General features: G+C 71.4%; 17 protein-coding genes, 1 other RNA gene and 1 pseudogene. 17 read left to right on the top strand and 2 right to left on the bottom strand.

All coding sequences use genetic code 11. The features are described 5' to 3' along the window. Window positions 1-216 precede the first annotated feature (216 nt). The 5 genes from ftsE (at window position 217) to ssrA (ending at window position 4,160) form a co-directional block, all read left to right on the top strand. On the top strand, window positions 217-906 hold the full coding sequence (ftsE, locus tag ACFVZH_RS34245) for a cell division ATP-binding protein FtsE (protein ID WP_030692056.1): 690 nt from the start codon (window positions 217-219) through the stop codon (window positions 904-906). Between the two features lie 29 nt (window positions 907-935). Continuing rightward, window positions 936-1,853 carry a permease-like cell division protein FtsX gene (gene ftsX, locus ACFVZH_RS34240; protein WP_384903587.1) on the top strand — a complete coding sequence of 306 codons (918 nt, stop codon included), beginning with the start codon at window positions 936-938 and terminating at the stop codon, window positions 1,851-1,853. Window positions 1,854-1,931: 78 nt separating this feature from the next. Then, window positions 1,932-3,119 (top strand): S41 family peptidase, encoded by a 1,188-nt coding sequence (locus ACFVZH_RS34235; protein ID WP_384903585.1) that lies wholly within the window; start codon window positions 1,932-1,934, stop codon window positions 3,117-3,119. A gap of 18 nt (window positions 3,120-3,137) precedes the next feature. After that, the gene (gene smpB / locus ACFVZH_RS34230; protein ID WP_384903583.1) at window positions 3,138-3,677 is read left to right on the top strand and encodes an SsrA-binding protein SmpB; all 540 of its coding nucleotides are present in this window, start codon (window positions 3,138-3,140) and stop codon (window positions 3,675-3,677) included. An 89-nt stretch (window positions 3,678-3,766) separates the two neighbouring features. After that, window positions 3,767-4,160: a transfer-messenger RNA gene (gene ssrA / locus ACFVZH_RS34225) on the top strand. 62 nt (window positions 4,161-4,222) lie between these two features. Here the strand turns inward: ssrA and ACFVZH_RS34220 are convergent. Then, on the bottom strand, window positions 4,223-5,485 hold the full coding sequence (locus tag ACFVZH_RS34220; protein ID WP_384903581.1) for an MFS transporter: 1,263 nt from the start codon (window positions 5,483-5,485) through the stop codon (window positions 4,223-4,225). Window positions 5,486-5,568: 83 nt separating this feature from the next. Here ACFVZH_RS34220 and ACFVZH_RS34215 point away from each other — a divergent pair, with 83 nt between their 5' ends. The 6 genes from ACFVZH_RS34215 (at window position 5,569) to ACFVZH_RS34190 (ending at window position 14,943) form a co-directional block, all read left to right on the top strand. Further along, window positions 5,569-6,561, top strand: a complete 993-nt coding sequence (locus ACFVZH_RS34215) for a LysR family transcriptional regulator (RefSeq protein WP_384903580.1) — start codon at window positions 5,569-5,571, stop codon at window positions 6,559-6,561. Window positions 6,562-6,793: 232 nt separating this feature from the next. After that, the gene (locus tag ACFVZH_RS34210; RefSeq protein WP_384903578.1) at window positions 6,794-8,149 is read left to right on the top strand and encodes a nitrate/nitrite transporter; all 1,356 of its coding nucleotides are present in this window, start codon (window positions 6,794-6,796) and stop codon (window positions 8,147-8,149) included. An 84-nt stretch (window positions 8,150-8,233) separates the two neighbouring features. Next, window positions 8,234-9,370, top strand: a complete 1,137-nt coding sequence (locus ACFVZH_RS34205; RefSeq protein WP_384903576.1) for a uroporphyrinogen-III synthase — start codon at window positions 8,234-8,236, stop codon at window positions 9,368-9,370. A gap of 797 nt (window positions 9,371-10,167) precedes the next feature. Beyond that, entirely contained in the window at window positions 10,168-12,498 is a 2,331-nt protein-coding gene (locus tag ACFVZH_RS34200; RefSeq protein ID WP_384903574.1) for a HelD family protein, read from the top strand. A 410-nt stretch (window positions 12,499-12,908) separates the two neighbouring features. Then, window positions 12,909-14,339, top strand: coding sequence for an NAD-dependent malic enzyme (locus ACFVZH_RS34195; protein WP_384903572.1), 1,431 nt, complete (start codon window positions 12,909-12,911; stop codon window positions 14,337-14,339). A 322-nt stretch (window positions 14,340-14,661) separates the two neighbouring features. Next, window positions 14,662-14,943, top strand: coding sequence for an HU family DNA-binding protein (locus ACFVZH_RS34190; RefSeq protein ID WP_017237029.1), 282 nt, complete (start codon window positions 14,662-14,664; stop codon window positions 14,941-14,943). A gap of 113 nt (window positions 14,944-15,056) precedes the next feature. Here ACFVZH_RS34190 and murA read toward each other — a convergent pair whose 3' ends face one another. Continuing rightward, window positions 15,057-16,397, bottom strand: coding sequence for a UDP-N-acetylglucosamine 1-carboxyvinyltransferase (gene murA / locus ACFVZH_RS34185; RefSeq protein ID WP_384903571.1), 1,341 nt, complete (start codon window positions 16,395-16,397; stop codon window positions 15,057-15,059). A 290-nt stretch (window positions 16,398-16,687) separates the two neighbouring features. Between murA and ACFVZH_RS34180 the strand changes: the two genes are divergently transcribed. From ACFVZH_RS34180 to ACFVZH_RS34155, 6 genes and pseudogenes are all read left to right on the top strand, one after another. Beyond that, window positions 16,688-17,248 carry a YqgE/AlgH family protein gene (locus tag ACFVZH_RS34180; protein ID WP_384903569.1) on the top strand — a complete coding sequence of 187 codons (561 nt, stop codon included), beginning with the start codon at window positions 16,688-16,690 and terminating at the stop codon, window positions 17,246-17,248. A gap of 29 nt (window positions 17,249-17,277) precedes the next feature. Next, entirely contained in the window at window positions 17,278-17,565 is a 288-nt protein-coding gene (locus ACFVZH_RS34175; protein ID WP_015033918.1) for a DUF3039 domain-containing protein, read from the top strand. A gap of 309 nt (window positions 17,566-17,874) precedes the next feature. After that, window positions 17,875-18,471: pseudogene (locus ACFVZH_RS34170) on the top strand (extracellular solute-binding protein); the annotation flags it as partial. Window positions 18,472-18,476: 5 nt separating this feature from the next. Next, on the top strand, window positions 18,477-19,439 hold the full coding sequence (locus tag ACFVZH_RS34165) for a carbohydrate ABC transporter permease (protein ID WP_384903567.1): 963 nt from the start codon (window positions 18,477-18,479) through the stop codon (window positions 19,437-19,439). After that, window positions 19,436-20,275 carry a carbohydrate ABC transporter permease gene (locus tag ACFVZH_RS34160; protein ID WP_384903566.1) on the top strand — a complete coding sequence of 280 codons (840 nt, stop codon included), beginning with the start codon at window positions 19,436-19,438 and terminating at the stop codon, window positions 20,273-20,275. Before ACFVZH_RS34165 ends, ACFVZH_RS34160 begins: the two co-directional genes overlap by 4 nt. A gap of 4 nt (window positions 20,276-20,279) precedes the next feature. After that, window positions 20,280-21,929 carry a beta-N-acetylhexosaminidase gene (locus tag ACFVZH_RS34155; protein WP_384903564.1) on the top strand — a complete coding sequence of 550 codons (1,650 nt, stop codon included), beginning with the start codon at window positions 20,280-20,282 and terminating at the stop codon, window positions 21,927-21,929. Window positions 21,930-22,014: the final 85 nt, after the last annotated feature.

Raw genomic sequence — 22,014 nt, 5'->3', positions numbered from 1 at the left:
CCCCACCGAACCAGGCTCCACCATCCCCGCAACGACCCGAGCCGAACATCGAATCGCTCTTGACTCCCGGACGGGGGAAGTCGTGCGACAGCCTCGTCCCCGTTCCGCCGCGAGCGCGAAAAGGATAAAGCACGCAAGCCAGGACCGCGACTGCGCGGGCCTTCCCTGGTCGCGTAAGGTCACGCACACCTACTCCCGGCCGACCGTGGTGCATCCGTGATCCGATTCGACAACGTCTCCAAGTCCTATCCGAAGCAGAGCCGCCCCGCGCTCCGGGATGTCTCCCTGGAGATCGAGAAGGGGGAGTTCGTCTTCCTCGTCGGTTCCTCCGGCTCCGGAAAGTCGACTTTCCTGCGACTGCTCCTGCGTGAGGAGCGCGCCAGCCAGGGCCAGGTGCACGTCCTCGGCAAGGACCTGGCCCGGCTCTCCAACTGGAAGGTGCCGCAGATGCGGCGCCAGCTGGGCACCGTCTTCCAGGACTTCCGCCTGCTGCCCAACAAGACCGTCGCCGAGAACGTGGCCTTCGCCCAGGAGGTCATCGGCAAGCCGCGCGGCGAGATCCGCAAGGCCGTACCGCAGGTGCTCGACCTGGTCGGGCTCGGCGGCAAGGAGGACCGGATGCCCGGCGAGCTCTCGGGCGGTGAGCAGCAGCGCGTCGCGATCGCCCGTGCGTTCGTCAACCGCCCGATGCTGCTGATCGCCGACGAGCCCACCGGCAACCTCGACCCGCAGACCTCCGTCGGCATCATGAAGCTGCTCGACCGGATCAACAGGACAGGGACCACCGTCGTCATGGCGACCCACGACCAGAACATCGTCGACCAGATGCGCAAGCGCGTCATCGAGCTCGAAAAGGGCCGCCTCGTCCGCGACCAGGCGCGCGGCGTCTACGGATACCAGCACTGAGCCTGTAGCGAGTAGGAGAAAGCAGACCCATGCGCGCTCAGTTCGTGCTTTCCGAGATCGGCGTCGGTCTCCGGCGCAACCTGACGATGACCTTCGCGGTCATCGTCTCCGTGGCCCTCTCGCTCGCCCTGTTCGGCGGCGCGCTGCTCATGCGCGAGCAGGTCAGCACGATGAAGGACTACTGGTACGACAAGGTCAACGTCTCCATCTTCCTCTGCAACAAGACCGACGCGGCCACCGCGCCCAAGTGCTCCAAGGGCGCGGTCACCGGTCAGCAGAAGGAGCAGATCGAGGCCGATCTGAAGAAGATGGACATCGTCGAGTCCGTGCACCACGAGTCGGCCGACGAGGCGTTCAAGCACTACAAGGAGCAGTACAGCGACACCGCCATCGCCTCCGTCATCACGCCGGACCAGATGCAGGAGTCGTTCCGGGTCAAGCTCAAGGACCCGGAGAAGTACAAGGTGGTCGCCACGGCCGTCGCCGGCCGGGACGGCGTCGAGTCGGTCCAGGACCAGCGGAACATCCTGCAGAACCTGTTCGACCTGATGAACGGCATGAACATCGCCGCCCTCGGCGTCATGGGCCTGATGCTGATCATCGCGCTGATGCTGATCGTCAACACCGTCCGCGTCTCGGCCTTCAGCCGCCGCCGCGAGACCGGCATCATGCGGCTCGTCGGAGCGTCCAGCTTCTACATCCAGATGCCGTTCATCATGGAGGCCGCCTTCGCCGGTCTCCTCGGCGGCGGCGTCGCCTGCGTCCTGCTGCTCGTCGGCCGGTACTTCCTGATCGACCACGGCATCGCGCTCGCCGACAAGATGCAGCTGGTCAACTTCATCGGCTGGGACGCCGTCCTCGCCAAGCTGCCGCTGGTGATCGCCATCGGGCTCATCATGCCCGCCGTGGCCGCCTTCGTCGCGCTGCGCAAGTACCTCAAGGTGTGAGAAGACACCCCTGACGGCCGATGGCGTCGTACGGCCAAAGCCCGTACGGCGCCATCGCCTTGTCCTAGAGTGGGCGCCATGCCGGCCGGCACCGAGCGCCTCTGTATCCGGCCCCGCGGAGTGCTCCGTGGGGCCGTTCTGACGTGTGTCTTCGCCGGTGTCCTGGCCACGGCCGCCGCCACCGGCTCGCTGCCGCGGCAGGATTCCACGGCCGCGCGTGCGGGGGCCGAGCGGCCCGTGGCCCGGGCGGGCGCCGACCCGTCGACCGTCGACAGCGCCGCGCTCAGCCGGGCCGCCGCCGCGGCCATGGCCGACGGGAAGTCGGGCAAGCAGGCCGCGGAGGAGTTCGTCAGCCGCAGCGGCGACCGCTGGGGCGCGGTGTACGACAAGAAGGAGTACGCCGAGTTCGAGCAGGCCCTCGACGGCGCCTACACCGGGGTCGGGCTGTCCGCGGGCCGGTCCGGCGCGAAGGGGGTCCGGGTGACCCGCGTGCAGGACGGCGGCCCGGCGGCCCGGGCGGGGCTGCGGGCCGGGGACCGGCTCGTCGCCGTCGACGGGCGTCCGGTCGAGGGGCTCTCCGTCTCCGAGGTCGTCTCCCTGCTGCGCGGCGACGGCGTGCCCGGCTCGTCCGTCGTCCTCCGGCTGGAGCGGGGCCGCGCCGCCTGGGCGCAGACCCTGCGCCGGGCGCGGCTCGCGACGGACCCGGTCACCGTCCGCCGCTTCGACGACGGGACCGTGCTGATCCGGGTGACCGCCTTCACCAAGGGCGCGGGCACGCGCGTGCGTGACGCGGTACGGGCCGCCCCGGCCGGCGCCGGGGTCCTCCTGGACCTGCGGGGCAACGCGGGCGGGCTGGTCGCGGAGGCCGCCGTCGCCGCCTCGGCCTTCCTCGACGGCGGGCTGGTCGCCACGTACGACGTGAAGGGCGAGGAGCGGGCCGTGTACGCGGAGGGGGGCGGCGACACGGGCCGGCCCCTGGTGGCGCTGATCGACGGCGGCACCATGAGCGCGGCCGAGCTTCTCACCGGCGCCCTGCAGGACCGGGGCCGGGCGGTGACGGTCGGCTCGCGCACCTTCGGCAAGGGCTCGGTGCAGATGCCGAGCGCCCTGCCGGACGGCTCCGTCGCCGAGCTGACCGTCGGCCACTACCGCACTCCGGCCGGTCACGCGGTCGACGGCAACGGCATCACGCCGGACCTGGCGGCGGGGGAGCGGGCCGAGGAGCGGGCCCGGACGGTATTGAGTGGCCTCGGAGGGGGCTCGTAGTGCGAAAATGACCGCACTATGGCAAAGGGACTCGTGAACGTGCAGGGCAAGCCTGCGAAGAAGACGACGGACAAGGCGCCCGAGCGCAAGCTGATCGCGCAGAACAAGAAGGCGCGCCACGACTACCACATCATCGACACCTACGAGTGCGGTGTGGTGCTCATGGGCACCGAGGTGAAGTCACTGCGGATGGGCCGGGCGTCGCTGGTGGACGGATTCGTCCAGATCGACGACCACGAGGCGTGGCTGCACAACATCCACGTCCCCGAGTACATGCAGGGGAGCTGGACCAACCACTCGGCCAAGCGGAAGCGCAAGCTGCTGCTGCACCGGGCCGAGATCGACAAGTTGGAGTCGAAGGCGCAGGAGACGGGTCACACGATCGTGCCCCTCGCCCTGTACTTCCTGGGCGGCCGGGTGAAGTGCGAGATCGCGCTCGCCAAGGGCAAGAAGGAGTTCGACAAGCGCCAGACCCTGCGGGAGAAGCAGGACACGCGCGAGACGAACCGCGCCGTCGCGGCGGCGAAGCGGAAGCAGCGGGCGGCCCAGACCGCCTAGCGCCGGTAATACGCTGGCGACGGCCCCCGTCGGTCACGTACGATGGGACCTGCACCCCAGCGAGGGTGCGCCTTTTGAAAAAACAACATGGGGATGATCGGTTTCGACAGCGGATGTCGAAGCAGTGGGAAGCGTGTCGAGGAAGCGGCAATGATCTCGTAAACCATATGTCGCAACCAATAATCGCCAACTCCAAGAGCGATAACTCCCGCTTCGCCCTCGCTGCCTAATTTTAGGTAACGAACAGAAGCCTCTGTGAGGAGCGTCAGCCCGGGGGTGGTCCCGACCCGGATCCTGGCGTCATTTAGGGATCTAAACCTCCAGCCCCGGTCACGGGGGTTGGAGGGAAATCAAACAGTGGCTGAGCCCGTTCCGGACTTGTCTGGGTGATCCGGAGGGCTGAGAAACTCGTACCAGACTGCACACGGAGAAGCCCTGATTCCGCACCGTTGGACGCGGGTTCGATTCCCGCCATCTCCACTCATCCCATGTGGGCAGAGGCCCGGCAGTCGTCACGACTGCCGGGCCTTTGTCATGCCCGGACGTCATGGCCGTGCCCGTGCCCCGACACGGGGCCGGCCCACGCCGGTCGCCGCGCACAGGACGAGGGCCAGGGCCGCGGCGGCCGCCGGGATGAGGAAGCCGAACGCGGGGAAGGGGGCGTGGTCGGCGGCCCAGCCACCGGCGGCGGAGCCGGCCGAGATACCGGCCAGGAGGGCGGTGACGGCGAGCGTCATCCCCTCGTTGAGCTGCGGCTCCGGGGTGAGGCGCTGGACCAGCGCCATGCCCGTGACCATCGTCGGGGCGGTGGCCATGCCCGCCACCAGGAGACCGGCGGCCAGCGCGAGGAGCGAGCCGGTCGTGGCCGCGAGCAGCGGCATCGTCATCAGGAGGGTCATCGCGGCCAGACAGGTGCGCAGCCGGACGGTCCGGCGGGCACGGCCGTAGAGGAGGCCCGCCGCGCAGGAGCCGGCGGCCTGGAGGGCGAGGACGGGGCCCGCGACGGGGCCGTCCACGTACGCGAGGGCCACCACCTCCATCGAGCCGAAGACCGCCCCGGTCGCGAGGAAGACCGCGAGAAGCGGCGCCATGCCGGGGGCGCGCAGCGGCGAGCCGTGGGAGGTCCGCGGGGAGACCGGCGGTTCGGTCGCGCGCTGGGCGGCGAACAGCAGGATCCCGGCGAGGTTCAGGGCGGCGGCGACGAGGGTGCCCGCCTCCGGGAAGAAAGCCGAGCAGAGGAACACCGCCAGGACCGGGCCGAGCATGAAGCACAGCTCGTCGGCGGCCTGTTCGAAGGCGTTGGCGGTGTGCAGGGAGTCCGCGTCGCCCCGCAGGAGGTGGGCCCAGCGGGCCCGGGACATCCCGCCCGTGTTCGGCAGCGTGGCGGTGAGGGCCGTGACGAGGAAGAGCGTCCAGGCGGGCGCCCTCTCGTGGACGCAGACGACCAGGACCAGCCGGCCCAGGACCGCGTGGACGGTGGCCGGGACCGCGATCCGGGCCTGCCCGTACCGGTCGACGAGCCGGGCGATCCAGGGGCCGGTCAGCGCCCCGGCCGCCAGGCCCGCGGCGGTGACCGCGCCGGCCAGGGCGTACGAGCCGTAGCCGCCCGCGATCATGATCACCGCGCTGATGCCGAACATCCCCGCGGGCAGCCGGGCGACCAGGTTCCCCGCGGTGAAGGCACGGGTCCCCGGGACGGCGAAGAGCAGGAGGTACGGGCCGCGCCGCTCGCGTGGCGCGGTCGTGGCGCGGTAGCGGGGCGCGAGGGCCGGGCCCGCCGGGGTGAGGGTGAGGTCCGGTTGCGGCATGGGACAAGCCTCGCGGGGGCGGGCCCGAGGGGTCCAACACCTGATCGGTGGCCATTCACGCACCTGTGTTGTTGAATGCGCCGATGGCACCCTCGCACGACATCGACCCCCGGCTGCTGCGCGCCTTCACCGCCGTCGCCGAGGAGCTGCACTTCACCCGCGCCGCCGCCCGCCTCCACGTCGCCCAGCAGGCCCTCAGCCGCGACATCCGGCGCCTGGAACGCGAGTCGGGCGTCGAGCTGTTCGTACGGACCACCCGACAGGTCGCCCTGACCCCCGAGGGCGAGCGTCTCCTCCCGTACGCGCGGCGGGTGTCCGCCGCCCACGACGAACTCCTCGATGCCTTCCGGGCCGCGCACCGCCCCCTCCTCGTCGACCTCAACACCCCCGGCCTCGTCCAGGAGCGCATCCTGCGCCGCGCCCGCGAACTCGCCCCCGAGCAGGAGCTGATGGCCCGCTTCGAGAGCGGCCTCACCGGCGCCGCGCGGGAGATCCTCGCCGGGCGGCTCGACACCTCCTTCGGACGGTACGGGGGCCTCGACGCCGGACTCAGGACGCGGCTCGACGCCCAGTTCGTCCGGTACGAGCGGATGGCCGTCCTCCTCCCCGAGGACCACGCCCTCGCCGCCCTGCCCGAGGTGCCGCTCGCCCGCCTCGCCGGCGAGCGGGTCTACGCGGGCGCGGGCAACGACCGGACGCCCGAGTGGACCGACCTCGCCACCCGGCTCTTCGCCGGGCGCGGCATCGAGGTCTCCCCGCCCGCGCCGCTCGCGATCGGCCACGAGGAGTTCCGCCGCATCATGGCCAAGCACCGCCACCCGGTCCTCGCCGTCGTCGACTTCCCGCCCATGCCGGACTGCGTCCTGCGGCCGCTCGTCGACCCCGTCCCCCTGTCACCCGTGAGCCTGGTGTGGCGCAAGGGGCTGCGCCATCCCGGTCTCGACGCCCTGCGCACCGCCGCCGCGGAGATCGGCGCCCGGGAGGGCTGGCAGGCCCGCCCCACCGGCTCCTGGCTCCCCGCCGACGAACCGGGCCTGCCGGGACCGCGCGGGGCGGTCGGGTCGAGCACGGCGTGAGCGGGCGGTACGGGCCGCGCGGGCCGGCCGGGTCGAGCACGGCTTGAGCGGGCCCGAAGCGGGGCGGGCCCAGAATGCGGGGGCGCTCACAGGCCCCCCGCACTCCGGGTGAGAGCAAGGTTCCGCACCCGTCACCTCGCGGCACCGGCCTGAAACGCGGCCTCCCTAGCGTCGGCGACAGGAGGACCGGGGCTGTGGACGCCCCAGGACCCGACACCCGCGGAGGTACGACATGGGCGGCCGTTGGATCGAACAGTGGGAGCCGGAGGACGAGACCTTCTGGCGCGAGAAGGGAGAGCGGATCGCCCGGCGGAACCTGCTCTTCTCCGTGTTCTCCGAGCACATCGGCTTCTCCATCTGGAGCCTCTGGTCCGTCATGGTGCTCTTCATGGGACCGCAGTACGGCATCGACCCGGCCGGCAAGTTCTTCCTGATCGGCACCGCGACCTTCGTCGGCGCGCTGATCCGCATCCCGTACACCTTCTCCGTCGCCCGGTTCGGCGGCCGCAACTGGACGATCTTCAGCGCCCTGCTGCTCCTGCTCCCCACCGGCTTCGCCTTCGCGGTCATGGAGCCCGGCACCTCGTACACCACCTTCGTCCTGGTCGCGGCGCTCACCGGCGTCGGCGGCGGCAACTTCGCCTCCTCGATGACCAACATCAACGCCTTCTTCCCCCTGCGCAAAAAAGGCTGGGCACTCGGCCTCAACGCGGGTGGCGGCAACATCGGCGTCCCCGTCGTCCAGCTCATCGGCCTCCTCGTCATCGGCACCGCCGGCGCCCTCCACCCCCGGATCGTGCTCGGCGTCTACCTGCCCCTGATCGTCATCGCCGCCGTCTGCTCCGCGCTCTTCATGGACAACCTCGCCCCCGTCAAGAACGACACCGGCGCCGTCAAGGAAGCCGTGACCGCCCGCCACACCTGGATCATGGCCTTCCTGTACGTCGGCACCTTCGGCTCCTTCATCGGCTACAGCTTCGCCTTCGGCCTCGTCCTCCAGACCCAGTTCGGCCGCACCCCGCTCCAGGCCGCCTCCCTCACCTTCATCGGCCCCCTCCTCGGCTCCCTCATCCGGCCCGTCGGCGGCTCCCTCGCCGACCGCCACGGCGGCGCCCGCATCACCCTGTGGACCTTCGCCGCCATGGCCGCCGCGACCGCCGTGGTGATCTACGCCTCCGTCGTCGAATCCCTCGCCGTCTTCCTCATCGGCTTCATCGGGCTCTTCGTCCTCAGCGGCCTCGGCAACGGCTCCACCTACAAGATGATCCCGGCGATCTTCCTCGCCCAAGGCCACCGCAAGGGCCTCACCGGCGAACCCGCCGCCGCCTACGGACGCCGCCTCTCCGGGGCCTCCATGGGCCTCATCGGCGCCGTCGGCGCCCTCGGCGGACTCGGCATCAACCTCGCCTTCCGCCAGTCCTTCCAGACCGCCGGCACCGGCACCGGAGCCTTCGTCGCCTTCCTCGCCTTCTACGCGGCCTGCATGACCGTCACCTGGGCGGTATACCTTCGCAACCCCTCGGCCGTCCCCGAGACCGCCGAAGCCGTCACGGACCCGGAGACCCGGCCCGGCTACGCGAAGGTGTGAACCCCGATGCCCGGCGCGGACCGTAACGACCAGGAAATACGCGCGAACCGCGTCCGTCACGCGTCCCCGTCAGGCTCGGGCCTCATGGACGAGCAAGAACACGGCCCCCTCGCCGGCTTCACCGTCGGCGTCACCGCGGCGCGGCGCGCGGACGAACTCATCGCGCTTCTCCGCAGGCGCGGCGCGGCCGTCGTCCACGGACCCGCACTGCGGATCGTGCCCCTCGCGGACGACACCGAACTCCTCGCCGCCACCAAGGAGATCATCGGCAACACCCCGGACGTCGTCGTCGCCACCACCGCGATCGGCTTCCGGGGCTGGGTCGAGGCAGCCGAAGGCTGGGGGTACGGGGAAGAACTCCTCACCGTCCTCCGCGACGTCGAACTCCTCGCCCGCGGCCCCAAGGTCAAGGGAGCCGTACGGGCCGCCGGACTCACCGAATCCTGGTCGCCCACCTCGGAATCCATGGCCGAAGTCCTCGACCGGCTCCTCGGTGAAGGCGTCGCGGGCCGCCGCATCGCCCTCCAGCTCCACGGGGAGCCGCTCCCGGGCTTCGTCGAGGCACTCACGGCGGGCGGCGCCGAAGTCGTCGGCGTCCCCGTCTACCGCTGGATGGCACCCGAGGACACCGGCCCCCTGGACCGGCTCCTCGACGCCGCCCTCGCCCGCACCCTCGACGCCGTCACCTTCACCAGCGCACCGGCCGCCGTCTCCCTGCTCTCCCGCGCCCAGGGCAAGGGCGTACGGGACGAACTCGTCGCGGCGCTCCGCCACGACGTGCTCGCCGTCTGCGTGGGCCCCGTGACGGCGCTCCCGCTCCAGGCCGAGGGCATCGACACCTACCAGCCCGAGCGGTTCCGGCTCGGGCCGCTCGTCCAACTGCTCTGCCGGGAACTCCCCGGCCGCTCCCAGGCCCTGCCCGTCGCCGGACACCGCGTCGAGGTCCGCGGCCACGCCGTCCTCGTCGACGGGGCCCTCCGCCCCGTCCCGCCCGCCGGCATGGCCCTCCTCGGCCTCCTCGCCCGACGGCCCGGCTGGGTCGTCTCCCGCGCCGAACTCCTCCGGGCGCTGCCCGGGGCCGGGCGCGACGAGCACGCCGTCGAGACGGCGATGGCGCGGCTGCGGGCCGCGCTCGGCACGCCCAAGCTGATCCAGACGGTCGTCAAGCGCGGCTACCGGCTTGCCCTCGACCCCTCGGCCACCGCCAAATACACCGACTAACCAGCCCCTCCCTCACGAGCCCGCACCCCTGGGCCTGGGGGTGGGCCCCGCGCCCCGGGGGCTTCCCCCTGGCGTGATCCCGCGCCCGCATGGCCCTCACGCCCCATGCGGGCCATGCCCCGGGGCCCTCCCCCGGCCTCCTTCGTGTGAATCCGTCCGGCCGGGGCCGCCGCTCACGTTGTGGGCAACTGTTCCGCTGGGGCGGAACGGGTGGGCACAACGGAACGGTGCCCGTTGCCGGGCCTAGGCTTCCGCGCCCGAACCCGCACCTGTTGCGCGTCGCGCTGTCGGTGCGGGTCCAGGCGCAGGGGGCGGAGGCGCCGCTGAGGGCGCCGTCCCGTGTGCCCACCCGTCCCGCCCCGCGGGACGATTGCCCACACGGAGGCGGGGGCTCGGCCAGTAGGCGCGCGCCCCGGTCGTGGCGCGGGGCGCCGTCCCGTGCCCACACGGAGGGTGGCCGGCCGGCCGGCGCGCGGGCACCTGCGGGGCGGGGCCGGGGACACGCGCGGGCGGAGGTGCCGGGTGCGCTGGTTCACGGAGGGGTGCGGCCGGCGCGGAGTGGGGCGCGGTCGGTGCGGGCACGCGGACGGCGGTGCGGGCGGCGGGTGTACGCGGGGGCGCGGGCGGCGCGGGTCCGTACGGAGCGGCGCGCGGGGACGTGGGGAGGCGGGTGCGGGCGGCCGGGGGACCGTGGGGGCGAGGGGGGTGGGGAGGGGCGTGGTGGGGTGGACTGACAGGGGGGGTGGTGGTGGCGTACGCTCGACGGCTGCCCAGTGCACGTGAGAAGGGGGCCTTAGGTGGCCGCGCAGGAAGCCGTGGACACGGTCAGAGACCGTGAGATCGGTGTCGAGCAGGAACATCTGGATCAGGTCTACCGCCGTCTCGAGGAGAAGATCCACGAGGCGGAGTTCCTGATGAACGACGCCGCCCAGCGGGGTCAGGTCGGCACGCCCGGCGCCCTCGCCGAGCGCGATGCCCAGGTGTTCCGCGCCGGCATTCACCTCAACCGGCTCAACAACGAGTTCGAGGACTTCCTCTTCGGGCGGATCGACCTGTTGTACGGGAAGGACGGCAAGAAGGGCCCGGATGGCGCGTACACCTCCGTCGAGCCGGCGGAGGACGCCGTACGCGGCGACAACACGGCCGAGATCGGCGAGACCCTCCACATCGGCCGTATCGGGGTCCTCGACTCGGACTACGCGCCGCTGGTCATCGACTGGCGCGCCCCCGCGGCCGCGCCGTTCTACCGGTCGACGCCGGTCGACCCGGGCCGGGTCGTGCGCCGCCGGGTCATCCGTTCCAAGGGCCGCCAGGTCCTCGGGGTGGAGGACGACCTGATGCGTCCGGAGCTGCGGGCCACGCTCGACGGGCGTGAGCTGCCCGTCATCGGCGACGGCGCCCTGATGGCCGCGCTCGGCCAGGCGCGCAGTCACACGATGCGGGACATCGTCTCGTCCATCCAGGCGGAGCAGGACCTCGTCATCCGGGCGCCCGCCGCCTCGGTGACGTACGTGGAGGGCGGCCCCGGCACCGGCAAGACCGCCGTGGCGCTGCACCGGGCCGCGTACCTGCTCTACCAGGACCGGCGGCGGTACGCGGGCGGCATCCTGATCGTCTCGCCGACCCCGCTGCTCGTCTCGTACACCGAGGGCGTCCTGCCGTCGCTGGGCGAGGAGGGGCAGGTGGCGATCCGTGCCGTCGGCAGCCTCGTCGACGGTGCCGAGGCCACCGCGTACGACGATCCGGCCGTCGCCCGGATCAAGGGTTCGTCCCGCATGCTCCACGTGCTGCGCAAGGCGGCCCGCGGCGCCCTGGAGACCCCGGCTCCGAGGAACCAGCCCGAGCTGGGGGAGGACGAGGCCGCGGTGCCCGCCGGCACGCCCACGCGCCTGCGTGTCGTCGCCTTCGGCCGCCGCATCGAGCTGGAGGCGGACGACCTGCGCCGCATCCGCCACAACGTCCTGGGCGGTACCGCCCCGGTGAACCTGCTGCGCCCGCGGGCCCGTCGGCTGCTCCTCGACGCGCTGTACTCGAAGTCCGGGGCGTCGGGCCGGCACAGCGACCCGGAGCTCGCCGCCGAGCTGCGTTCCTCCTTCGACGAGGACGTCTCGACCGAGGACTCCTTCCTGGCCTTCCTGAACGCCTGGTGGCCGGAGCTCACCCCGCGCCAGGTCCTCGACGCGATGGCCGACGAGCGGCGGCTCGGCCGTTGGGCCCGCCGCATCCTCAACCCCGGCGAGGTCCGGCGGCTGGCCCGTTCGCTGCGCCGCCGTGAGCTGTCGGTGCACGACGTGGCGCTTCTCGACGAGCTGCACATGCTTCTCGGCGCGCCGGCGCGGCCCCGCAGGAAGCGGGAGTACGACCCGCTGGACCAGCTCACGGGTCTGGAGGAGCTGATGCCGGTCCGGGAGGAGACGCAGCGCGAGCGGGCCGAGCGGCTGGCGGCGGAGCGCACCGAGTACGCGCACGTGATCGTCGACGAGGCGCAGGACCTGACGCCCATGCAGTGGCGGATGGTCGGGCGGCGCGGCAGGCACGCCACCTGGACGGTCGTCGGCGACCCGGCGCAGTCGTCCTGGTCGGACCCGGACGAGGCCGCCGAGGCCCGGGACGAGGCTCTCGGCACCCGGCCGAGGCGTCGTTTCGAGCTGACCGTGAACTACCGGAACCCGGCGGAGATCGCCGAGCTGGCCGCCAAGGTCCTCGCCCTCGCCATGCCGGGCAAGGAGTCGCCGCGCGCGGTCCGCTCGACGGGTGTCGAGCCCCGCTTCGTATCGGCCTTGGCGAAGGCGGATCTGGCCGAAACCGTACGGTCCGAGGCGCGGTTGCTCCTGGAGCGGGTGGAGGGCACGGTCGGTGTCGTCGTCGCGATGAACCGGCGCGCCGAGGCGGCCCGCTGGCTGGCGGAGCTGGGCGACCGGGTGGTGGCGCTCGGCTCCCTGGAGGCGAAGGGTCTGGAGTACGACGCCACGGTGGTCGTCTCGCCCGCGGAGATCGCGGACGAGTCCCCGGCGGGCCTGCGGGTTCTCTACGTGGCCCTGACCCGGGCGACGCAGCAGCTCACGGTTGTCGCGGGGGCGGGTGACATGCCGGACGAGGACGGCGTGCCGGATCTGCTGCGGGACTGAGCCGGCCGGTGCGGTTCCCGCGGCCGGTCAAGGCCGCGGGACCGATTTCAGGTCAACCTGTGGCGCTGGAATCGCCGGGCAGGGTGGTTTGTTAGCCTTGTCGTGGCACCGGCTCGATCCAAGCCCCCGGGCCCAACCTTCGTCCCTTTGAGGGACCACTTGCCGCGAGGCGAGCATGGCGGGTCGGTGCCGCTTAGATGTATGTACGAAGTTGAGGCCCCGGTCACCTCTGGTGACCGGGGCCTCTTCTGTTTCCCCAGCGTCTCTCGTATGGTGGAAACTACTTTCCGAAAACAAAATGACCGCATTACCTGCTACCGGCAGGTAGGTGCGACCATCGGAGGGCGCCGCCAGGCAACCAGCCGGGGCGGCGTAGCAACGAAGCTCAGGGAAAGCAGAGGAAGTCGGCCATGGCAACGGCGCCCAGCGTCTCGTACTCGATGACGGTCCGGCTGGAGGTTCCCGCGAGCGGAACCGCGGTCTCCCAGCTCACCACGGCGGTGGAGTCCCACGGCGGGTCCGTCACCGGCCTCGACGTGACCGCCTCCGGCCACGAGAAGCTCCGCATCGACGTCACCATCGCCGCGACCTCCACGGCGCACGCCGACGAGATCGTCGAGCAGCTGCGGACCATCGAGGGCGTCGTCCTCGGCAAGGTCTCCGACCGTACGTTCCTGATGCACCTCGGCGGCAAGATCGAGATGGCGTCCAAGCACCCCATCCGCAACCGTGACGACCTCTCCATGATCTACACGCCGGGTGTCGCCCGCGTGTGCATGGCGATCGCCGAGAACCCCGAGGACGCCCGCCGCCTCACCATCAAGCGCAACTCGGTCGCGGTCGTCACCGACGGCTCCGCCGTCCTCGGCCTCGGCAACATCGGCCCGATGGCCTCCCTGCCCGTCATGGAGGGCAAGGCGGCCCTCTTCAAGCGCTTCGCGGGCATCGACGCCTGGCCGATCTGCCTCGACACCCAGGACACCGACGAGATCGTCGCGATCGTCAAGGCGATCGCCCCCGGCTTCGCGGGCATCAACCTGGAGGACATCTCCGCGCCGCGCTGCTTCGAGATCGAGGCCCGGCTGCGCGAGGCCCTCGACATCCCCGTCTTCCACGACGACCAGCACGGCACCGCCATCGTCGTCCTGGCCGCCCTCACCAACGCGCTGCGCGTGGTGGGCAAGGGCATCGGCGACGTACGGGTCGTCATGTCCGGTGCCGGCGCGGCCGGTACGGCCATCCTGAAGCTGCTGATCGCGGCGGGCGTGAAGCACGCCGTCGTCGCCGACATCCAGGGCGTCGTGCACGCGGACCGCCCCGACCTGGTGGACGCCCCGGCCGACTCGCCGCTGCGCTGGATCGCCGACAACACCAACCCCGAGGGTGTCACCGGCACCCTCAAGGAGGCCGTCGTCGGCGCGGACGTCTTCATCGGCGTCTCGGCCCCGAACCTGCTGGGTGCGGACGACGTCGCCGCCATGGCGGAGGGCGCCATCGTGTTCGCGCTCGCGAACCCCGACCCGGAGGTCGACCCGGCCGCCGCGCGCCAGACGGCCGCCGTCGTCGCCACCGGCCGTTCGGACTTCCCCAACCAGATCAACAACGTGCTGGTCTTCCCGGGCGTCTTCCGCGGTCTGCTGGACGCCCAGTCCCGCACGGTCAACACGGAGATGATGCTGGCGGCCGCCTCGGCCCTCGCCGACGTCGTCACCGAGGACGAGCTCAACCCGAACTACATCATCCCGTCGGTCTTCAACGACAAGGTGGCCGGTGCGGTCGCCGGCGCGGTGCGCACCGCGGCGAAGGCGGCGGGCGCGGGCGGTGCGTCGAGCGGGCGCTGACGGCGCGTCGCGATTCGCGGAGCCGTAAACCCGCCTTTAGGGTGGCTTTTCGGCTCCGCGTGGCTTTCGTGGAGTCGGCGGGAGTCGACAGAACGTCACCACGGCGGGGCACTGGCGCTTTTCGTGTGACCCCAGGGGGTGCCGGATTGGCGTTCCCGCCGCTGGTAGGGGCAGGATGCGTGTTTGGGCGCGAGGGTCTGTCATTAGACCCGGGTCCGGGGACTGTCCGAAGGCCCTGGCAGCATCGGCTTCGCTGTACCCAATCACGCGGCTTCCGCCGCGTGGCACGCCTCACAGGCAAGAAGAACACGGGAGTAACAACATGAACCGCAGTGAGCTGGTGGCCGCCCTGGCCGACCGCGCCGAGGTGACCCGCAAGGACGCCGACGCCGTGCTGGCCGCTCTCGCCGAGACCGTCGGTGAGGTCGTCGCCAAGGGCGACGAGAAGGTCACCATCCCCGGCTTCCTGACCTTCGAGCGCACCCACCGTGCCGCTCGCACCGCTCGTAACCCGCAGACCGGCGACCCGATCAACATCCCGGCCGGCTACAGCGTGAAGGTCTCCGCGGGCTCGAAGCTCAAGGAAGCCGCCAAGGGCAAGTAAGGCAGCCGAGCGCAAGCAAGGCAGCCTGTAGGCGCAGAAAGGGCGGCCACCCTGTCAGGGGGTGGCCGCCCTTTCGTTCGCGCCTGTACGGGCCCTTGCGGGCCCGTGACGCCTTACACCAGCGCGCTGCCGGGGAGCTCGACCTTGGCGCCGAGCTCGACGAGCTTCTCCATGAAGTTCTCGTAGCCGCGGTTGATCAGCTCGATGCCGTGCACCCGGGAGGTGCCCTGCGCCGCGAGCGCCGCGATCAGGTACGAGAAGCCGCCGCGCAGGTCGGGGATGACCAGATCGGCGCCCTGGAGCTTCGTCGGGCCGGACACGACCGCCGAGTGCAGGAAGTTCCGCTGGCCGAAGCGGCAGTCGGAGCCGCCGAGGCACTCGGGGTACAGCTGGATGTGCGCGCCCATCTGGTTCAGCGCGGACGTGAAGCCGAGCCGGGACTCGTACACCGTCTCGTGGACGATGGAGAGGCCCGATGCCTGCGTCAGGGCCACGACCAGCGGCTGCTGCCAGTCCGTCTGGAAGCCGGGGTGCACGTCCGTCTCCAGGGCGATCGCGTTGAGCGAGCCGCCCGGGTGCCAGAAGCGGATGCCCTCGTCGTCGATCTCGAAGGCGCCGCCGACCTTCCGGTACGTGTTGAGGAAGGTCATCATCGAGCGCTGCTGGGCGCCGCGCACGTAGATGTTGCCCTCGGTCGCCAGCGCCGCCGACGCCCAGGAGGCCGCCTCCAGGCGGTCCGGGAGCGCCCGGTGGGTGTAGCCGTCGAGACGGTCGACACCGGTGATCCGGATGGTCCGGTCGGTGTCCATGGAGATGATCGCGCCCATTTTCTGCAGGACGCAGATCAGGTCCTCGATCTCGGGCTCCACGGCCGCGTTCGACAGCTCGGTGACGCCCTCGGCGAGCACCGCCGTGAGCAGCACCTGCTCGGTCGAGCCGACCGACGGGTACGGCAGCCGGATCTTGCAACCGCGAAGACGCTGCGGCGCCTCCAGGTACTGGCCGCCCTCCCGCTTCTCGATGGTGGCACCGAACTGGCGCAGCACGTCGAAGTGGAAGTCGATGGGCCGGCCGCCGATGTCGCAGCCGCCGAGGCCCGGGATGAAGGCGTGGCCGAGGCGGTGCAGCAGCGGGCCGCAGAAGAGGATCGGGATGCGCGACGAACCGGCGTGGGCATCGATGTCAGCCACGTTGGCCGACTCGACGTGCGTCGGGTCGAGGACGAGCTCACCGGGCTCCTCGCCCGGGCGGACCGTCACTCCGTGCAGCTGGAGCAGTCCGCGGACCACGCGGACGTCACGGATGTCGGGCACATTGCGCAGGCGGCTGGGGCCGCTGCCGAGCAGGGCGGCGACCATCGCCTTGGGCACGAGGTTCTTCGCGCCGCGGACGCGGATCTCACCCTCCAGCGGGGTTCCGCCGTGGACAAGCAGGACATCGTCTGTGCCGGTCATGAATCTCGCGTTCCGGAGTGGGGTCGGTCGGGTGGCCAGTGAAAAGGGTAAGGGGCCATGAGACCCCGATCGGGTGTGTCGGGGGGTCTGTCAGATGTAATGAATTCGGCACAACACCCTCTGTTCCCGTGATCTTGCGGAGTGTCACCGTCCGCTTGTTCCGGCGGGGCGCCCCGAGGCTCCCCGCCCGTCCCGTCCGACCTGCGGCTCAGGACCGTCGCGGGCGCCGCCTTCCCCGTATCCCGCCCGACAACCCCCACGAACGCCGAACATGCGGGATCATGTGTCGCATGACCGAGGTGTCCTCGCTCACAGGCCGACTGCTCGTGGCCACCCCCGCGCTGGCGGACCCGAACTTCGACCGCGCGGTGGTCCTGCTGCTCGATCACGACGACGAGGGCTCACTCGGCGTGGTCCTCAACCGGCCGACCCCGGTCACCGTCTCCGACATCCTCGCCCCCTGGGCCGGACTCGCCGGCGAACCCGGCGTCGTCTTCCAGGGCGGCCCCGTCTCCCTCGACGCGGCCCTCGGCGTCGCCGTCATCCCCGGCGACGAGGGCCCCCTCGGCTGGCGGCGGGTCTACGGCGCGATCGGCCTGGTCGACCTGGAGGCCCCGCCCGAACTGCTCGGCCCGGCGCTCGGCTCCCTCCGGATCTTCGCGGGATACGCCGGCTGGGGCCCCGGCCAGCTGGAGTCCGAGCTCGGCGACGGCGCCTGGTACGTGGTCGAGTCCGAGCCCGGCGACGTCTCCTCGCCGCAGCCCGAGACGCTCTGGCGCCAGGTGCTGCGCCGCCAGCGCGGCGAGCTCGCGATGATCGCGACCTACCCGGACGACCCGTCCCTCAACTGAGCCCCCGGCTTTCAGTACCCTTGGCGGTTATGAGCACTCTCGAGCCCGAGCGCGGGGCAGGTACGGGAACCCTCGTCGAGCCGACGCCGCAGGTGTCCCACGGTGACGGCGACCACGAGCGCTACGCCCATTACGTCCAGAAGGACAAGATCATGGCGAGCGCCCTCGACGGCACCCCCGTCGTGGCGCTGTGCGGAAAGGTCTGGGTACCGGGGCGCGACCCCAAGAAGTACCCGGTCTGTCCGATGTGCAAGGAGATCTACGACTCCATGGGCGCCGGCGGTGGCGACAAGGACAAGGGCGGCAAGGACAAGTAAGCGGTCCTGACGTCGGGGACGGCCCCCGTCGTACGTACTTCGGTGCGTACGACGGGGGCCGTTCCGTTTCTCCCGGTTCCGGGGGTCGGGTCGGGGGCGGTGCGGCGTGCCCGGGGCCGTGTCGGCCGGTTCGGGGCGGCTTTCGCGTTGCGCAGGGTGCTTTCGTCGGTCACGGAGTGGTTGAGGTGGTCGAGACCTCTTGTCGGGCCGCCGGGCCCCGCCTAACCTCACGCGTGTTGTGCAGCACGAAACGCCCATTGCGCATGTTGCAACGCGCACTCCGGAGGGGATTCCGTCATGAAGCTGCCCGCCCTCCAGGGCATCACCACCTACACCTCGCTCTTCGGCGACGGCAACTGCCCCGCCGCCAAGTGCGCCCAGATGGGCGGCAACGCGACCGTCACCGCCTTCGCCGCCGGCAAGGCCGGCATGGCCATCGGCGGCGACTTCAGCCACGCGGCCGTCGAAGCCGGTGCCGTGAAGGGCAAGTACGCCGTCGTCCCGCTGCCCGGCACCACCCCCGGCACCATCGCCCCCGCCTTCGCCGGCGGCAACAACATCGGCGTCCTCAGGAGCACCTCCCACCGCACCCTCGCCGTCGACCTCCTGAAGTCGCTCACCGGCAAGGACACCCAGGGCAAGCTCTTCGACGCGATGGGATTCCTCCCCACCTACACCGACGTCCGCGCCTCCGCGGCGCAGCGGCAGCCCTTCGTGAAGCCCTTCATCGACACCCTCGGCGCGGGCACCAGGTTCGTCCCCGCGTCCCCCGGCTGGGGGCGGATCGACGCCTCCCTCGTCCTGCCGACGATGTTCCAGGAGATCGTCAGCGGCCGGAAGAACGCCAGGTCCGCCGCCGACACCGCCGCGCGGAAGATGGACGCGGCCTTCGCGCCGGCGGGCTGAGCCGCATGACGACCCGGCTCACCGAGAAGCGCACCGGCGCGCCCGCGCCCCCGGCCCCCCAAGGCTGCGCCCGGACCACCCGTACCCCCCGGCACGCCGGCCCCTGGACCCCCTGGCTGTACCTGCTGCCCGCACTCGCCGTCCTCGGCGGGCTCCTCCTCTACCCCGTCTACCAGCTCGGGCTCATCTCCTTCCTGGAGTACACCCAGGCCCAGGTCAGCGGCGGCCGACCCACCTCCTTCAAGGGGTTCGGCAACTACACGCCCCTCTTCGCCGACCCGCAGTTCCGGCAGGTCCTCCTCACCACCATCGTCTTCGCCGCCGCCTGCGTCGTCACCACGCTCGCCGTCGGCTGCGCCCTCGCCGTCCTCCTCACGCGCGTGCGTGCCCTGCCCCGGCTCGTCCTGATGACGGCCGCGCTCGGCGCCTGGGCGACCCCCGCGATCACCGGCTCCACCGTCTGGGTCTTCCTCTTCGACCCCGACTTCGGCCCCGTCAACAAACTGCTCGGGCTCGGCGACCACTCCTGGACCTACGGCCGGTACAGCGCCTTCGCCCTCGTCCTCCTCGAAGTCGTCTGGTGCTCCTTCCCGTTCGTGATGGTCACCGTCTTCGCCGGCATCAGGTCCGTCCCGTCCGAGGTCCTGGAGGCCGCCGCCCTCGACGGCGCCTCGCAGTGGCGGATCTGGCGCTCGGTCACGGCGCCGATGCTCCGGCCGATCCTGGTCGTCGTCACCATCCAGTCGGTCATCTGGGACTTCAAGGTCTTCACCCAGATCTACGTGATGACGAACGGCGGCGGCATCGCCGGCCAGAACCTCGTCCTCAACGTGTACGCGTACCAGACGGCCTTCGCCTCGTCCCAGTACAGCCTGGGCTCGGCGATCGGCGTCGTCATGCTGCTGATCCTGCTGGCCGTGACGCTCGTGTACCTGCGCCTGCTGCGACGACAGGGGGAAGAGCTGTGAGTGTCCCGCGGATCCGGCGCCCCGGACGTCTCGCGGCCGAGGCGGCCACCCTGCTCGTCGCCGCCGCCGTCGCCTTCCCGCTGTACTGGATGGTCCTCTCGGCCTTCAAGCCGGCGGGCGAGATCCAGTCCACGAGCCCCCGCCCGTGGACCCTGGCGCCGTCGCTCGACTCCTTCCGGCGCGTCCTCGCGCAGCAGGAGTTCGGGCGCTGCTTCCTCAACTCGCTGATCGTGGCGGGCACGGTCGTCGTCGCCTCCGCGCTGATCGCCTTCCTCGCGGCGACGGCCGTCACCCGGTTCCGCTTCCGGTTCCGGACCACGCTCCTGATCATGTTCCTGATCGCCCAGATGGTGCCCGTCGAGGCGCTGGCCATCCCGCTCTTCTTCCTCATGCGGGACCTCGGACAGCTCAACACCCTCGGCTCGCTGATCCTGCCGCACCTCGCCTTCTCGCTGCCCTTCGCGATCTGGATGCTGCGCGGCTTCGTCAAGGCGGTACCGGAGGCCCTGGAGGAGCAGGCCCGGATCGACGGCGCGAGCCGCACCCGCTTCCTGTGGCAGATCCTCTTCCCGCTGGTGCTCCCCGGCCTCGTCGCGACCAGCGTCTTCTCGTTCATCTCCACCTGGAACGACTTCCTCTTCGCGAAGTCGTTCCTCATCAGCGACACCTCGCAGTCGACCCTCCCGATGGCCCTGCTCGTTTTCTTCAAGCCCGACGACAACGACTGGGGAGGCATCATGGCCGGGTCGACCGTGATGACGATCCCGGTGCTCGTCTTCTTCGTACTCGTACAGCGCCGTCTGGTCTCCGGACCGGGCGGGGCGGTGAAGGACTGACGCGATGACCTCCGACCTGGCCCTGATCCCCGCACCCCTCTCGGTCGAGGACCGCGGGGACACCCCCGGATACGTCCCGCTCGACGAGCGGACGACGCTCGACGCGGGCCCCGGCACCGAATCCACCGCACGCCGGCTGCGGAGCGCCCTGGGCGCCGCCACCGGATTCCCGTTCGCCGACGGCCCCGGCCCCGGGGCGATCCGGCTGCGCGTCAGCGAGGAGGTGGAGCGGCGGTACGGCCCCGAGGGCTACCGCCTCTCCACCGACGGCTCGATCGAGGACACGGCCGTCCTCGTCGAGGGCGGCGGACCCGCGGGCGTGTTCTGGGGCACCCAGACGCTCCGTCAGCTCCTCGGCCCGGACGCGTACCGCAAGGCGCCGGTGCGCGAGGGCGGCTGGGTCCTCCCGCGCGTCACCGTCGAGGACGGACCCCGCTTCGGCTGGCGCGGCCTCCTCCTCGACGTCTCCCGGCACTTCACGCCCAAGGACGACGTCCTGCGGTACCTGGACCTCCTCGCCGCCCACAAGCTGAACGTCTTCCACCTCCACCTCACCGACGACCAGGGCTGGCGCATCGAGATCAAGCGCCACCCCAGGCTCACCGAGGTCGGCTCCTGGCGCTCCCGCACCAAGTGGGGCCACCGGGCCTCGCCGCTCTGGACTGAGACCCCCTACGGCGGGTTCTACACCCAGGACGACATCCGCGAGATCGTCGCGTACGCCGCCGAGCGCCACATCACCGTCGTCCCCGAGATCGACCTCCCCGGCCACTCGCAGGCCGCCATCGCCGCCTACCCCGAACTCGGCAACACCGACGTCGTCGACACCACCGCCCTCACCGTCTGGGACACCTGGGGCGTCAACCCGAACGTCCTCGCCCCCACCGAGGCCGTCCTCCGCTTCTACGAAGGCGTCTTCGAGGAGGTCCTCGACCTCTTCCCGTCCACCTTCGTCCACGTCGGCGGCGACGAGTGCCCCAAGGACCAGTGGAAGGAGTCCCCGGCCGCCCAGACCCGCATCAAGGAACTCGGACTCGCCGACGAGGACGAGCTCCAGTCCTGGTTCATCCGCCACTTCGACCGCTGGCTCACCGACCGCGGCCGCCGCCTCATCGGCTGGGACGAGATCCTGCAGGGCGGCCTCGCGGAGGGCGCGGCCGTGTCGTCCTGGCGCGGCTACGGCGGCGGGATCGCCGCCGCCACCGCCGGCCACGACGTCGTCATGTGCCCCGAGCAGCAGGTCTACCTGGACCACCGTCAGGCACCGGGCGAGGACGAGCCGATGCCCATCGGATTCGTCCGCACCCTGGAGGACGTCTACCGCTTCGAGCCCGTCCCGCCGGGCCTGCCGCCGGAGGCCGCCGCCCACATCCTGGGAACCCAGGCCAACGTGTGGACCGAGGTGATGGAGAACCGCGACCGCGTCGACTACCAGGTCTTCCCGCGCCTCGCCGCCTTCGCCGAGGTCGCCTGGTCCGCGCTGCCCGCGCCGGACGCGCGCGACTACGCCGGCTTCGAGCGCCGGATGAGCACCCACTACCGGCGCCTCGACGCCCTCGGCGTCGACTACCGCCCGCCCGCCGGCCCCCACCCCCGGCAGCAGCGCCCCGGAGTCCTCGGCCGCCCCATCGAGGGGGCGCCCCCGATCGTGTGAGAGACCCGCCGTCGACCTCGGGAAGCCCTGACGTCGATCGTGTGAGAGACCCGACGCCCCCGTGTCACCCAAGAGCGGCGAAACG

This window comes from Streptomyces sp. NPDC059534 (assembly GCF_042743475.1).
Taxonomy (GTDB): Bacteria; Actinomycetota; Actinomycetes; order Streptomycetales; family Streptomycetaceae; genus Streptomyces.
This window is presented reverse-complemented; position numbering and strand designations above follow the sequence as displayed.

Excerpts from the sequence above, each read along its gene's own strand:
- ftsX (WP_384903587.1), top strand. The coding sequence starts at position 936 with ATGCGCGCTCAGTTCGTGCTTTCCGAGATCGGCGTCGGTCTCCGGCGC.
- ACFVZH_RS34235 (WP_384903585.1), top strand. The coding sequence starts at position 1,932 with ATGCCGGCCGGCACCGAGCGCCTCTGTATCCGGCCCCGCGGAGTGCTC.
- smpB (WP_384903583.1), top strand. The coding sequence starts at position 3,138 with ATGGCAAAGGGACTCGTGAACGTGCAGGGCAAGCCTGCGAAGAAGACG.
- ACFVZH_RS34220 (WP_384903581.1), bottom strand. The coding sequence starts at position 5,485 with ATGCCGCAACCGGACCTCACCCTCACCCCGGCGGGCCCGGCCCTCGCG.
- ACFVZH_RS34215 (WP_384903580.1), top strand. The coding sequence starts at position 5,569 with ATGGCACCCTCGCACGACATCGACCCCCGGCTGCTGCGCGCCTTCACC.
- ACFVZH_RS34210 (WP_384903578.1), top strand. The coding sequence starts at position 6,794 with ATGGGCGGCCGTTGGATCGAACAGTGGGAGCCGGAGGACGAGACCTTC.
- ACFVZH_RS34205 (WP_384903576.1), top strand. The coding sequence starts at position 8,234 with ATGGACGAGCAAGAACACGGCCCCCTCGCCGGCTTCACCGTCGGCGTC.
- ACFVZH_RS34195 (WP_384903572.1), top strand. The coding sequence starts at position 12,909 with ATGGCAACGGCGCCCAGCGTCTCGTACTCGATGACGGTCCGGCTGGAG.
- ACFVZH_RS34190 (WP_017237029.1), top strand. The coding sequence starts at position 14,662 with ATGAACCGCAGTGAGCTGGTGGCCGCCCTGGCCGACCGCGCCGAGGTG.
- murA (WP_384903571.1), bottom strand. The coding sequence starts at position 16,397 with ATGACCGGCACAGACGATGTCCTGCTTGTCCACGGCGGAACCCCGCTG.
- ACFVZH_RS34180 (WP_384903569.1), top strand. The coding sequence starts at position 16,688 with ATGACCGAGGTGTCCTCGCTCACAGGCCGACTGCTCGTGGCCACCCCC.
- ACFVZH_RS34175 (WP_015033918.1), top strand. The coding sequence starts at position 17,278 with ATGAGCACTCTCGAGCCCGAGCGCGGGGCAGGTACGGGAACCCTCGTC.
- ACFVZH_RS34165 (WP_384903567.1), top strand. The coding sequence starts at position 18,477 with ATGACGACCCGGCTCACCGAGAAGCGCACCGGCGCGCCCGCGCCCCCG.
- ACFVZH_RS34155 (WP_384903564.1), top strand. The coding sequence starts at position 20,280 with ATGACCTCCGACCTGGCCCTGATCCCCGCACCCCTCTCGGTCGAGGAC.